Here is a 13,895-nt window from a genome sequence, read left to right as displayed (position 1 = left end):
TTTGCACTTTTCAGTGAAACATTAATTTTAGGACCTATAGGATGGTGCATTGCTCTAGGAATAGTGGCACTGATTTTGACATCCGCTGCTGACAGCAATGTTCGCTCGCCGCTGGAGCGCTGGTTGACCCATACCTGTTTTGGCGTGGTTGAAAAGCGCGGCGGTAAAGAGAAAGCCTGGAGTGCCGCCAGCCTGAGTGATTTGCAGGAAGCGATGAAAGAATTACATACCATTGCCAGCGGTGTTTCAGCGCAGCTGGTTCGCGACCGGATCACTGAGTTCTTGTTCAATTCCACGATATCGGGAACCGAGATGGTGTCCGTTCTGGCGACCCTTCCCGATTATAGCCAGTCCGGTTCAGACTGGCTGGTTGAGTTAGCTGCCATTGGGAGTGGTGGGCGTGAGGTGCTGGCGCGTAACGGTTCCCCGACAAAGCTTGCAGGCCTGGCCAAACCAGTGCCTCAGGCTGTTGAATTGACTCATATCATGAGCATGAATGCGGTAGTCGTTCCACCTGCCATTAAAATGACCTCTGCGCCTGCACTGGATGAAACGCTAGTCACGGCGGGTACCAGTAAAATACTGCAGCTGAGTGGAGAATACCCACTAAATACCCGGCGCTTCACGGGCATGGAGCTGAAAGTCAGTTACTGGCCAGACAAAACGTATCCAGAAGAAATTTTGCAACTTTCAGCCACCATGGACAGCCAATAAGGGACTGGAGTATGACTGATAATTTTTTTGAGCGTGCAAAACCGAAGCTTAATCCTCCCGTCAGTGCCTGGAAGGAGGACCTGCCGGAGAATAATCAACCACAGTTAGTACCTCCGCAGTTGCTCTGGCTAAATAAAATAAATGACACCTGGCTGGAAATTCCTCGTTACGATAAAGGGATGACCTGGTGGGGAATGATTCCTTCTGCAGTATTAATGCTTGGTTTTACCATCTACTCGCTTTATAGCATTGTCATAATGAAAATATCCTGGCATCTCAGTGGGAATATATTACTCCTTGTTGTTTTGTTAAGTTTTATGTTTTTTTTACATTGCTTTTTGTTTTGCATGAAGTTGTATTTTGTAACTCCTCGGGACCAACCCGTCCGTTTCAACAAAAAAAGACAAAATGTTTATGTTTTTAAATGTAAAAAAGATCGTATTCCGTGGTTTAAATGGCCTGTCATTATAACCCGATATAACTGGGCTGATGTTCACGGTGAAATCCGGTATTGCAGCGATCGCTACCGTTCGGGCCATCAGCTATGGGGCTCGATCTGCGAACCAGGAACGTATAATGTCATCCATCGTTTTCAGCTTGCAGACGGAGAGCCCGCAGAGTTACAGCAAGTCTGGAGTTTCCTCTGCCTGTATATGAAAGGCGAGCCAGTGCCCGCAGAGCCCAAAAATAAAGGCAGGCCCGACAGCTGGCGTCCACGAAAAGCAGACAAATGGCCGGAAGAGTGGGAGCGGGAATCCACTACCGCACCAGATGGTCGCACTCCTGTTATTCGGTTCCGTGAAACGCTGCCGGAATAAGTGATATTTTGGACAGTCAACAAGGACAGGGAAATGACCGACAATTTGTTTGCTCGCGCTAAACCGAAGCTTAATCCTCCCGTCAGTGCCTGGAAAGCGGATATGCCGGAAAGCCGTGAGCCACAACTGGTGCCTCCGCGGGTTATCTGGATGAATAAGATAAATGATGTGTATCTTGAAATCCCCCGTTATGACAAAGGGATGACCTGGTGGGGCATGTTCCCATTAGCATTAGTAGTGCTTTTGTTTTTAGGGTTTATGTTAACTATGTGTGCTTTGATGCTGCAATACGTAGATGGCTACGCAATACCTTGCTTGGCAATATTGAGCGTTGTGGTTTTATCGACATTGGCATTTTTTTGTTTGAAAATTGCATTCGTTACACCTCGCGATCAGCCAATTCGTCTGAACTGCAGACGACAAAATATTTATGTCTTTAAATATAAAAAAGATCGTATTCCCTGGTTTAAATGGCCGGTCATTATAACCCGATATAACTGGGCTGATGTTCACGGTGAAATTCGGTATTGCAGCGATCGCTACCGTTCGGGCCATCAGCTATGGGGCTCGATCTGCGAACCAGGAACGTATAATGTCATCCATCGTTTTCAGCTTGCAGACGGAGAGCCCGCAGAGTTACAGCAAGTCTGGAGTTTCCTCTGCCTGTATATGAAAGGCGAGCCAGTGCCCGCAGAGCCCAAAAATAAAGGCAGGCCCGACAGCTGGCGTCCACGAAAAGCAGATAAATGGCCGGAAGAATGGGAACGGGAATCCACCACCGCACCAGATGGTCGCACTCCTGTTATTTGGTCCCGTGAAACGCTGCCGGAATAAGTGATATTATGGACAGTCAACAAGGACAGGAAAATGACCGACAATTTGTTTGCTCGCGCTAAACCGAAGCTTAACCCTCCCGTCAGTGCCTGGAAAGCGGATATGCCGGAAAACAGTGAGCCACAGCTGGTGCCACCTCAGTTGCTCTGGATGAATAAGATAAATGATGTGTATCTTGAGATCCCCCGTTATGACAAAGGGATGACCTGGTGGGGGATGTTACCAGCAGGAATATTAATGCTGTGTTTAATGTCTTTTATGTTAATGATTTGTCTAAAGATGCAACCTTATGTTGAGGGTTTTACAATGCCCGCAATTGCATTGCTTAGTACTAGTGTTTTTATTACGTTGTCATTCTTCTGTATGAAAATATATTTTACAACTCCCCGAGATCAGCCAGTTCGTTTAAATCATAGCCGATGTAAAATTTACGTATATAAATACAAAAAAGACCGTATCCCCTGGTTTAAATGGCCGGTCATTATCACCCGATATAACTGGGCTGATGTTCATGGTGAAATCCGGTACTGCAGCGATCGCTACCGTTCGGGCCATCAGCTATGGGGCTCGGTCTGCGAACCGGGAACGTATAATGTCATCCATCGTTTTCAGCTTGCAGACGGAGAGCCCGCAGAGTTACAGCAAGTCTGGAGTTTCCTCTGTCTGTATATGAAAGGCGAGCCAGTGCCCGCAGAGCCCAAAAATAAAGGCAGGCCCGACAGCTGGCGTCCACGAAAAGCAGATAAATGGCCGGAAGAGTGGGAGCGGGAATCCACCACCGCACCAGATGGCAGCACTCCTGTTATTCGGTTCCGTGAAACGCTGCCGGAATAAGTGATATTATGGACAGTCAACAAGGACAGGAAAATGACCGACAATTTGTTTGCTCGCGCTAAACCGAAGCTTAACCCTCCCGTCAGTGCCTGGAAAGCGGATATGCCGGAAAACAGTGAGCCACAGCTGGTACCACCTCAGTTGCTCTGGATGAATAAGATAAATGATGTGTATCTTGAGATCCCCCGTTATGACAAAGGGATGACATGGTGGGGAATGATTCCATCAGCATTATTCACTTTTGGAATAATGGTTTTTGTTATATTAGTTTGCGTGCAGATATCTGAATATATAGATGGTTACGCAATGCCTGGATTGATAATGCTAAGTATCACTTTTTTTTCAACAATGATTTTATTTTGTTTGAAAATTGCATTTATAACGCCACGAGATCAGCCAGTTCGCTTAAATCGCGGTCGCCGTAAAATTTACGTATATAAATACAAAAAAGACCGTATCCCCTGGTTTAAATGGCCGGTCATTATCACCCGATATAACTGGGCTGATGTTCATGGTGAAATCCGGTATTGCAGCGATCGCTACCGTTCGGGCCATCAGCTATGGGGCTCGGTCTGCGAACCGGGAACGTATAATGTCATCCATCGGTTTCAGCTTGCAGACGGAGAGCCCGCAGAGTTACAGCAAGTCTGGAGTTTCCTCTGCCTGTATATGAAAGGCGAGCCAGTGCCCGCAGAGCCGAAAAATAAAGGCAGACCCGACAGCTGGCGTCCACGAAAAGCAGATAAATGGCCGGAAGAGTGGGAGCGGGAATCCACCACCGCACCAGATGGTAGCACTCCTGTTATTCGGTTCCGTGAAACGCTGCCGGAATAAGTGATATTATGGACAGTCAACAAGGACAGGGAAATGACCGACAATTTGTTTGCTCGCGCTAAACCGAAACTTAACCCTCCCGTCAGTGCCTGGAAAGCGGATATGCCGGAAAGCCGTGAGCCGCAACTGGTGCCTCCGCGGCTTATCTGGATGAATAAGATAAATGATGTGTATCTTGAAATCCCCCGTTATGACAAAGGGATGACTTGGTGGGGAATGATTCCATTAGGGGGCGGAGTGTTGGGTATCATTTTTTATATATTAATCGATACGATATCAACACAAATACAGAGTGATGGTAGGGACTTTATTCCATATTTTATCGCTCTGGCGGGGTTTGTCTTTTTTTTAAGTATGTTTCTAAGTTGTATTAAGATTTATTTTATTATGCCTCGAGAACAACCTGTTCGTTTAAATAAAATGAGGCAAAGGATTTTTGTTTATAAATATAAGCGCATTGATCCTATCCCCTGGATGAAATGGCCGGTCATTATCACCCGATATAACTGGGCTGATGTTCACGGTGAAATCCGGTATTGCAGCGATCGCTACCGTTCGGGCCATCAGCTATGGGGCTCGGTCTGCGAACCGGGAACGTATAATGTCATCCATCGTTTTCAGCTTGCAGACGGAGAACCCGCAGAGTTACAGCAAGTCTGGAGTTTCCTCTGTCTGTATATGAAAGGCGAGCCAGTACCCGCAGAGCCCAAAAATAAAGGCAGACCCGACAGCTGGCGTCCACGAAAAGCAGATAAATGGCCGGAAGAGTGGGAGTGGGAATCCACCACCGCTCCTGATGGCAAACAACCATCCGTTTCACACCAAAAAATATTAACTGACTCTGTAAAATAACCCCCTGGCAGGCATCTGGTGAGTTTGCTCATAGAATGCAGCCAGCCTGCTATCCATTGCCGTTATTTCAAAACAAGAATCGTACTATGCCTGTCGATCTAAAAAATATGCCTGATGTCAGCGCCAGGCCTGCATCCCCCAAATTTGCTCTCTGGATGATGATGCTGATGATCCTGATTGGATTTTGTATCGTCATTTCCCGTCTGGTGACGGGCAAAAATAACGTGTTGCTGACCGTGGGCGCTCCCGCGATTATGCTTGGTGGGTTGCTGTTTATTTTGTTCGTGATTTATCTGCTGCGTGCAATTTCCGCCAATGCCCGGGACAGGGAGCGGGAACAGACGATCCTCAAAGAAGTTCGCCGGGGCAGACGTGCGCTGCAAATTCTGGCGGCCGAATGCTGCACGGCACACTCCTCTGCGAATAAACCGTTCACGGCCATTGGCAGCAATCTCGTGAAAAATGAGAATGTCTTTTATCCCCAGCAATCCTGGCGCGGGGAGGAAGATACCCGTCTGAGTCAGATAGCCCGTACCGGGGGAGCCAAAGAAGAGCAGCATCTTCAGGCGTTATTCAGGGCACTAATCCGCAAACTGGCGCAGCCGCTGTCTTTCCTGCCAGCAGACAAGCCCGTAATGATGCTTCTGGAGCACTCCTCGTCTATATCTGAGGAGGAAGCCTTCGCCCTTTTTGGGGACGCATTGCGGCAGTCAGGTATTCAGCAATCTGTTTCTACCCTTGCCGGGAGCGGTGCGCAGGCGATTGATCACTGGCTCGACCATCATATCCGCAGCGAGGCTGTCCTTCTGGTGGTGTCGTGGCAATACGCACCGCTCAATACCTCAATGTCCGCTGAAGCTATAAGCGGAATACTGCTGGGGAACCGACTGACGCAGGACATCCTTCCGCCGTTGGCCTTTCTTCACCGCCCGGAAGCCGGAGAAGGAGAGCCTGACGCATTGCACTATGCCATTACTCAGGCGCTCGATTGGGTGCCGGTTGGCGTCGAAAAGCCGGAGCATCTTTGGCTTAGTGGGGTTGATGCTGAAACCGAAGCGCATGCCGCTTTGATGAAAGGCATTAGTACTACAGGTCTGAAAAATGTCGACCCGCAGATGGGTTTTCATAATTTCAATGATTTTCTGGGTGATCCTGGTAACGCATCACTCTGGCTTGCCGTGGCAGGTGCCACACAATCAATACAACAACAACCGGCACATCACTTACTGATTAGCCGCGATCAACAAACTGGAAAGGTCTGGAATATGGTTGTATCCCCTGCGTCTTCCGCTAAGGAGGGCGAAGCATGAGGCGATTCCTCTCGCTATTTAAAAAACCGGAAATTGTGTTCTGGCTTTTGGTGTTAATTGTGCTGGTTTGCAGCCTTGCCGTGGTGAGTATCGTCTACTGGCTGCCTGAAAGGCTACAGCTCATCAGGGAAACCTCCGCCTGGTATGCCTGGTTGAGCGGTTCTGTGGCAGCAAGTATTGCACTGGCCATAACTGGAGTATTTCTTTTCTTTGGTGCGCGAGCTGAAGGTAAACGTAGCTTCAGTAAAGAGCGGCAAAATGCGCAGGGTGATGATGTTAAGACGCCACCAAAGAAAGATGTAACACCAGTATCTGCTGCAGTGACGACCCGTCAACAAATTCTCAACCACCTTCGTCGTCGCTACCATCTTTTCTGGCGTCGCAAAGTCCGTCTGCTGCTGATCACCGGCGATGAAGCTGCTATCGAACAGCTGGTTCCCGGCCTGCAACAGCAGCAGTGGCTCGAAGGCAACCGCACCGTGCTGATTTACGGTGGCAGCCTGGCACCGGAGCCTGACCGTGAAAAATACACCGCATTACGCAAGCTGCGCCGCGGACGCCCGCTGGACGGGATTGTCCGCGTCATGCCGCAGTCACTTAACCTGGCCCCGCAAATCAGCGACAGCGATTTACGCGGGCTGGAAAAAATCAGCGAACTGCTGCGTTATTCCGCCCCGGTCTGGCTGTGGCAGCTGTGCGACAGCAACTGGTCGCAGGGTATGCGTCCTGAGCAGGCTGTGGGGGCAAGTTTTCCCCTACGCGCAAAAGAAGACGATATTATCCGCCAGCTGGAGCGGATGCTCCCGGCCCTGCGGGCGCAGGGGGTAAGCCAGGTCGCTGAGAACAACAGCCACGACTTCCTGCTGCGTCTGGGCCAGCACCTCCAGGACGGCGGTATCGTCCGCCGGGCTCAGCAACTGCTGCCATGGCTCTACGACTCTCAGCAGCGTATTCCGCTGCGTGGCCTGATGTTCAGCCTGCCGGAGAATAAATCCGCCAGTACGTCAGCGGGAACAGCCGATGCTGAGCAATATATCCCTGAATTACAGCGCCATGCCCTGACCCTGCCGGCGACCTGGCAGGGTATCGTTGACGACTGCACCCGTGTGCGGGGCCGCCGTGTCGGCATGGCGTGGGAGAGGACGCTTGCCTGGACACTGATGACCATCATCGTTGTCTGGGGGGCGGGAATGCTGCTGTCGTTTACGGTCAACCGTCAGCAGATAGTCTCCGTCGCCGAACAGGCTCATGCCCTGGTGGCGCATCCTTCCGTATCGGACAACCAGCTGACGGCCCTGCATACTCTGCGTAATGATGCCGGGCGTCTGCAGCATAATGCTCAGGAGGGCGCCCCCTGGTACCAGCGCTTCGGACTGGACCATAATCAGCAGCTGCTTGACGCGTTGCTGCCCTGGTACGGCGTGGCGAACAACCGCCTGATACGCGACCCGGCAAATGAGGCGCTTAAGCAGAAGCTCAGCGCGCTGGCAAATTCTGCCCCCAACAGCGACCAGCGGGCGCAGCTGGCGAAACCGGGCTACGACCAGCTGAAGGCCTGGCTGATGATGGCCCGGCCGGATAAAGCCGACGGCGCATTCTACGCACAGACCATGAAAACCGTGCAGCCGACGCGGACAGGTATCTCAGCCGGTCTGTGGCAGAGCCTGGCGCCGGATTTGTGGGCTTTTTACATTTCCGAACTGCCTGCGCAGCCAAAGTGGGTAATCACGCCGGATGCGCAGCTGATCAGCCAGAGCCGCCAGGTCCTGCTGCAGCAGATAGGACGGCGCAACGCGGAAAGCACGCTGTATGAGAACATGCTCAAATCCGTGCGTCGTAACTTTGCCGATGTGTCTCTGGAGGACATGACTGGCGGTACCGATGCGCGGCGACTGTTTACCACCGAGGAGGTGGTGCCGGGAATGTTTACCCGCCAGGCCTGGGATGGGGGGATTCAGCAGGCCATCGAAAAGGCGGCGAATTCCCGCCGGGATGAAATCGACTGGGTGCTCAGCGACAGCCGAAAAGCCGTCTCCTCAGACCTGTCGCCGGAAGCCCTGAAAGCGCGTCTGACACAGCGTTACTTCACTGACTTTGCCGGCAGCTGGCTGAGCTTCCTCAACAGCCTGCAGCTTAATCCGGCGAACAATATTGCAGACGTTACCGACCAGCTGACGCTGATGAGTGACGTCCGCCAGTCGCCGCTGATTGCCCTGATGAATACGCTCGCCTGGCAGGGACAGACCGGCCAGCAAAGCGAAGGCCTTTCGGATTCCATCATCAAATCGGCCAAAGACCTGGTCGGCGGAAAAGACAAACCGGTGATTGACCAGTCTGCATCAGGCCCGCAGGGGCCGCTGGATGAAACCTTTGGTCCGCTGCTTCAGCTGCTGGGCAAAAACAAAGGCAGCAACGTGATGTCGGCGGATAACACGCTGAGCCTGCAGACTTACCTGACCCGTATCACCCGCGTGCGTCTGCGCCTGCAACAGGTGGCCAGCGCTTCTGACCCGCAGGCGATGATGCAGACCCTGGCGCAGACCGTATTCCAGGGCAAAAGCGTGGACCTCACCGACACCTGGCAGTACGGCAGCCTGATTTCGGCAAGCCTTGGCGAGGAGTGGAGCGGTTTTGGCAGCACAATGTTTGTGCAGCCGCTGACTCAGGCCTGGGAGACAGTGCTTCAGCCGTCGGCAGCCAGCCTGAATGATAAATGGAGCCGCTCGGTTGTCGCGAACTGGCAAACTGCCTTTGACGGTCGTTTCCCGTTTGCCGCCAGCAAAAGTGATGCCTCCCTGCCGATGCTGGCGGAGTTTGTGCGCAAGGACAGCGGGCGCATTGAGCGCTTCCTGACGACGGAGCTCAGCGGTGTGCTGCACAAGGAGGGCAGCCAGTGGGTGCCGGATAAGGTCAACAGTCAGGGGCTGAGCTTCAACCCGGCCTTCCTGCGGGCCATTAATCAGCTGAGCCAGCTGTCGGACATTCTGTTTACCGATGGCAGTCAGGGCATCAGCTTTGAGCTGCAGGCGCGCCCTGTGCCGCAGGTGGTGGAAACGCAGTTGACCATTGATGGGCAAAAGCTGCACTACTTTAACCAGATGGCTGACTGGCAGTCCATTCGCTGGCCTGGCGACACTTACAAGCCGGGAACCATGCTGACCTGGACCACCGTTAATGCCGGTGCGCGTCTGTTTGGTGATTACAGCGGGACCTGGGGCTTTATTCGCTGGCTTAACCTGGGTAAGCGTCAGCAGCTTGACCGCAGCCAGTGGATGATGAGTTTCACCGCACCGGATGGCCGCACCCTGCAGTGGGTGCTGCGCTCACAGCTCGGAAAAGGTCCGCTGGCGCTGCTGGAATTACGCGGCTTCACGTTGCCGGATCAGATATTCAGCGTCGACAGCGCGGCTACGGCTCAGGCGCTGATGACCAAAACGGAAGACAGTGATATGGACGGAACTGAATGATGGACACTCTGCAGGATCTGGTTACTGCCTGTCAGGCAGAATGAAAATCTGCTGCGACAGCAGGCGCAGGCACGCACGGAAAGCTGGCAGCCCTGGCTTGCCCCGGTCAGCGCTACCCGTCCGAGGGGAGAGGTGCCGGGATATGACGATGATTCCCAGCTCATCCGGGAGGAGGTCAATAAACTCTCCGGCATACGCCGCGGGCTGATCAGCGGGCATCCTCAAACGTCTGTACCTGCAATAGAGTTGGCTGGAAATACCGGAGCAGGCGACCGTATCTTTTCGCGTGGCGCTAACCCTCACGCAGTGGGTGCCGGCACTGCTGTTTGAAGTGAAATCGCGCCTCCTCAGACTGCTGCGCGTGAAAGCCGCACGTAGTGAAACCGATAAAACGTGGTTACAGCCAGAGATGGACCAGCTTCTGGCCGGACTGCGGCAGGCAGTGCGGTGCTTTGCGGTTGAATGGTTGATGAACTCAGGATGTGAAAAATGGCGAAAGGTTATTATCTGGTAAAGGGTGACATGACCACTTGTGGTGGAAAAATTCTTGGAGGTGATCCGACCGATACCGTCATGGGGATCCCTGTAGCCCGGGAGCAGGAGAATGTGACCTGCGGAAAACATGCCGGCACGTACAAAATAGTGGGACATATTCCGAACAATAATGCCAGTGGGCGGAAATATGCTGGTTCGCTACATAGCACCAGCAGTTGCCCCTGCGGCGCAAAATTTATCCCTTCCCGGCATCAACGTACTTATGGTGGCTAACGACAGCATCTGCCATCGTTATGTGTTTTCTCCTTATGCTGAAGATACTACAGGGCGCAGCTGTGCTCTGAATCCAACGGAAACAAAGCAAAAATAAATATGGACGACTTAACCCTGCGTTACTACGACGCTGAAATGCGCTATCTGCTGGAAGCCGGCGAAGAATTTGCCCGCGCTCACCCCGAGCAGGCGGCAATGCTCAATCTCGATAAAGCGGGTGCGCGAGACCCGTACGTGGAGCGCCTGTTTGAGGGCTTTGCTTTCCTGATGGGTCGTCTTCGCGAGAAACTCGATGACGACCTGCCGGAACTGACCGAAGGGCTGGTCAGCCTGCTGTGGCCGCAATACCTGCGCACCATTCCGTCGATGTCGGTGGTGGAGTTCACGCCCGACTGGCGCGAGATGAAAGAGAAGATGCGTATCGTCAAAGGCTTCGAGGTCAATTCGCAGCCGATCGGCGAGAAGGGCACGCGCTGCCGGTACACCACCACCAAAGAAATCTCCCTTCAGCCATTGTCGCTGGAGCATGCCCGTCTGTCGACTGACCCTGACGGGCGTTCGGTCATCAACCTGCGCTTTAACTGCAGCCATCTCGCCGACTGGAGTCGTGCCGATCTCAGCCAGATCCCGTTCTACTTCAATGCTGATGCACCGCTGGCCTGCGCCATGCATGAAGCCTTTACCATGAACACGGCGCGTCTCTGGCTGCGGATGCCGGGTGACACGGACAGAAAGTCACTCGACGGGTATTTCACCGCGCTGGGATTCGGTGATGATGACGGGCTGTGGCCGAAGGACAGCAGCAGCTTTAGCGGCTACCAGTTGCTGCTGGAGTACTTCACCTTCCGCGAAAAATTCATGTTCACGGCTCTGCGCGGGCTGGAGACCGTAGTCTTTCCGGCTGAGCTCGCGTGGTTCGAAATCGACGTGGTGCTGGCCGAGCGCTGGGAGCATGACTTCAGCTTTACCGAAAAACATCTGCGCCTGAACTGTGTGCCGGTGATTAACCTGTTTCCGCTGGAATCTGACCCGCTGACGCTGAATTCACTGCAGACCGAATACATGCTGCGCCCGATGCGCGTGCAGGATGGCCATACCGAGATTTATGCTGTCGATTCGGTGATATCCTCAAGCCAGTATACCTATGTACCGTTCTCCAGTTTCCGCCACAAAGGCGGCATGATGCGCCATGAAGCGCCGGAGTATTACTACCACACCCGCGTGCGCCGTGGTCCGTCAGGACTGTATAACACGTGGCTTATCCTCGGCGGCGAAGCCTTTGATAATCACACGGTGCCGGAAAACGAAAGCCTGTCCCTCACGCTCACCGGTACCAATGGCCAGCTGCCGCGACGCGCATTACAAAGCACCGTGCTGGATACGGTGATGAAAAGCACCTCGGCCAGCGTCGCCGTGCGTAACCTGTGTGCGCCGACGCTGCCCTGCTATCCCCCGGCACAGGACCGTTTTCACTGGCGCGTGCTGAGCCACCTCGGCAGCGGGTTTCTGTCGATGATGGATAATGCCGACGTGCTGCGCGGCACCCTGGCGCTGTATGAATGGACCGACAGCGAGATGAACCGCCGTCGCCTGGAAGCCATTATTGACGTGAAGCACAGTGAGACCGGGCGATTTGAGCAGGGCTACCTGGTACGCGGCGTGCAGATTGAGGTGACGCTCGACAGCCACGGCTTTGCCGGGCGCGGCGACATCTGCCTGTTCGGCGAGATGCTGAGCCGCTTCTTCGCGCTCTACACCGACATCTATCTGTTTAACCGCCTGATTATTATTCTGCAACCGACCGGAGAGCGCCTGGAATGGGAAGAGAAGCACAACCGCCGCATTCCCGGCTGAGCCCGCGGCTGGCAGCCGACCTGCACCGCATGAATTTTTATCGCTTCTGCCAGCTTCTGGAGAAGCGTAATCCGGACAGGCCGCTGATGGGGTCAACCAGCCACCCTGCTGATGACCCGGTGCGGTTTGCGCCGCATCCGGGGATGGGGTTTCCGGGCAGCGAACTGAAAGCTGTCGAATATGACGAGGATGATGACAGCAGGCCACCGCTCATCCGCACAACCTTTATGGGGATGTACGGTGTCGACTCACCCCTGCCGACAGCCTATCTTGATGACATCACTCAGTGCCGTGAAGGGCATGAGGTGCTACAGGGCTTTCTGGATATCTTCAGCCACCGCATCCTGACGCAGTTTTACCGCATCTGGCGGAAATACTCTTATCCGGCCACGTTTGAGGCAGGGGGAACTGACAGCATTTCGCAGTCGCTGCTGGGTCTGGTGGGGCTGGGCATACCGGGAACCGCAAACCACATCGCCACACCGGTATCCCGCTTTCTGGCGCTGCTCGGTGTGCTGCGCCAACCCGGCAAAACCCAGGAGGGGATGCAGGCGCTGGTGAGACTGCTGGCCCCGGATACTACGGTGCAGGTGAGTCCGTACTGCCTGCGGCCGGTGGAGATCGGCCAGCCGCTGGGTTTTTACGGCGATGACGATTTTCTGCTGGACGGCAATACGCCGCTGGGGGAAGAAGCGATGGATGCGGGCAGTCAACTGCTGGTTGCGCTCAGGACGGATAACGAACAGGAAGCGCAGGGCTGGAAACCGGATGGTCTGCTGTATCAGGATTTTCTGGTGATGCTGCGTGTTTATCTCGGCTGGCGTTTTAAGGCCAGGATCACCCTGACCACCCGGACCCGACTGCTGGCCGTCCCGCCGCTCGGCGAAGAACCTTTCTGGCTCGGCATGAACGGCGTGCTGGGAGCGGAGGAGGGGGCGTTTGCGGACGATCTCCCGCTGACCTTTACGACAGAACTGGGTTACTACACCGGGCTGGCGCCTGCGAAACCACAACAAGGAAATCGACGTGCTAAGTACAAATTTGATTAAACCCGCGTGCTGGCTATCTGCACTACTGGCGTTCAGCCTGGCAGGCTGTGGGGTGACGCAGAGTATTACGGATGGCACCAAAGCGGTGTATACGGCGGTGTTTTATAAGAAGATTAAGGTGCTGCATCTGGATTTTATAGCCCGTGAAGCACTGAATACGGATTCCCGCGAGAGTAACTCACTGTCTGAGCCGGTGGTGGTTCGTGTCTACCAGTTGAAAGACCGCAAAAACTTCGACAAAACGGTTTATCAGCAACTCCTCAAGAACGGCGACACGATCCTGAAAGCCGACCTGCTGGCGACCCGCGACGTGGTGATAAAGCCGGGTGGGGATGCGAATCTTGATATGCCAATGGAAGAAGGCGCGCAGTTTGTCGCGGTGGCCGGACTGTTCCGCCATCCGGATATGGTCAACAATACCTGGAAGCAGGTTCTCAGACGTGAAGATCTCGATCCGGATAAACCCCGTGTTCTGGAAGCCGGAAATAACCACCTTGCATTACAGCCGCTGAAGGAGGACTAATGCCACAGGGACACAACACCCCCTCGCTGTATGAAATG

10 protein-coding genes and 3 pseudogenes are annotated in these 13,895 nt (G+C 53.8%); all 13 read left to right on the top strand.

Translation table 11 applies throughout. The annotated features are described in order from the left end of the window. Positions 1-714: pseudogene (locus tag FQK12_RS27590) on the top strand (hypothetical protein); the annotation flags it as partial. A gap of 11 nt (positions 715-725) precedes the next feature. Continuing rightward, the gene (locus FQK12_RS07335; RefSeq protein ID WP_014229657.1) at positions 726-1,532 is read left to right on the top strand and encodes a DUF6708 domain-containing protein; all 807 of its coding nucleotides are present in this window, start codon (positions 726-728) and stop codon (positions 1,530-1,532) included. Positions 1,533-1,565: 33 nt separating this feature from the next. Beyond that, the gene (locus FQK12_RS07330) at positions 1,566-2,366 is read left to right on the top strand and encodes a DUF6708 domain-containing protein (RefSeq protein WP_014229656.1); all 801 of its coding nucleotides are present in this window, start codon (positions 1,566-1,568) and stop codon (positions 2,364-2,366) included. Positions 2,367-2,399: 33 nt separating this feature from the next. After that, complete coding sequence (locus tag FQK12_RS07325; RefSeq protein WP_014229655.1) at positions 2,400-3,200, top strand: DUF6708 domain-containing protein; 801 nt, start codon at positions 2,400-2,402, stop codon at positions 3,198-3,200. A 33-nt stretch (positions 3,201-3,233) separates the two neighbouring features. Continuing rightward, positions 3,234-4,034 carry a DUF6708 domain-containing protein gene (locus tag FQK12_RS07320; RefSeq protein ID WP_014229654.1) on the top strand — a complete coding sequence of 267 codons (801 nt, stop codon included), beginning with the start codon at positions 3,234-3,236 and terminating at the stop codon, positions 4,032-4,034. A gap of 33 nt (positions 4,035-4,067) precedes the next feature. Then, complete coding sequence (locus tag FQK12_RS07315; protein ID WP_014229653.1) at positions 4,068-4,886, top strand: DUF6708 domain-containing protein; 819 nt, start codon at positions 4,068-4,070, stop codon at positions 4,884-4,886. 86 nt (positions 4,887-4,972) lie between these two features. Continuing rightward, positions 4,973-6,196 (top strand): hypothetical protein, encoded by a 1,224-nt coding sequence (locus FQK12_RS07310; RefSeq protein ID WP_014229652.1) that lies wholly within the window; start codon positions 4,973-4,975, stop codon positions 6,194-6,196. Further along, complete coding sequence (locus FQK12_RS07305; protein WP_014229651.1) at positions 6,193-9,663, top strand: ImcF-related family protein; 3,471 nt, start codon at positions 6,193-6,195, stop codon at positions 9,661-9,663. Before FQK12_RS07310 ends, FQK12_RS07305 begins: the two co-directional genes overlap by 4 nt. Further along, positions 9,663-9,873, top strand: a pseudogene (locus FQK12_RS27585) (type VI secretion system protein TssA); the annotation flags it as partial. The gene FQK12_RS07305 and the pseudogene FQK12_RS27585, both read left to right, overlap by 1 nt. Positions 9,874-10,152: 279 nt before the next feature. Continuing rightward, positions 10,153-10,422, top strand: a pseudogene (locus FQK12_RS07295) (PAAR domain-containing protein); the annotation flags it as partial. 108 nt (positions 10,423-10,530) lie between these two features. Continuing rightward, positions 10,531-12,285, top strand: coding sequence for a type VI secretion system baseplate subunit TssF (gene tssF, locus FQK12_RS07290; protein ID WP_014229648.1), 1,755 nt, complete (start codon positions 10,531-10,533; stop codon positions 12,283-12,285). Next, positions 12,249-13,334, top strand: a complete 1,086-nt coding sequence (gene tssG, locus FQK12_RS07285; protein WP_014229647.1) for a type VI secretion system baseplate subunit TssG — start codon at positions 12,249-12,251, stop codon at positions 13,332-13,334. The genes tssF and tssG overlap by 37 nt, the downstream gene beginning before the upstream one ends. Then, positions 13,312-13,857, top strand: a complete 546-nt coding sequence (gene tssJ, locus FQK12_RS07280; RefSeq protein ID WP_038423150.1) for a type VI secretion system lipoprotein TssJ — start codon at positions 13,312-13,314, stop codon at positions 13,855-13,857. The genes tssG and tssJ overlap by 23 nt, the downstream gene beginning before the upstream one ends. Positions 13,858-13,895 lie beyond the last annotated feature (38 nt).

Origin of the sequence: Klebsiella sp. ME-303 (assembly GCF_007910085.1) — a bacterium.
Taxonomy (GTDB): domain Bacteria; phylum Pseudomonadota; class Gammaproteobacteria; order Enterobacterales; family Enterobacteriaceae; genus Klebsiella; species Klebsiella michiganensis.
Note: the sequence above shows the minus strand (reverse complement) of the source record. Positions and strands in the feature narration are given on the sequence as shown.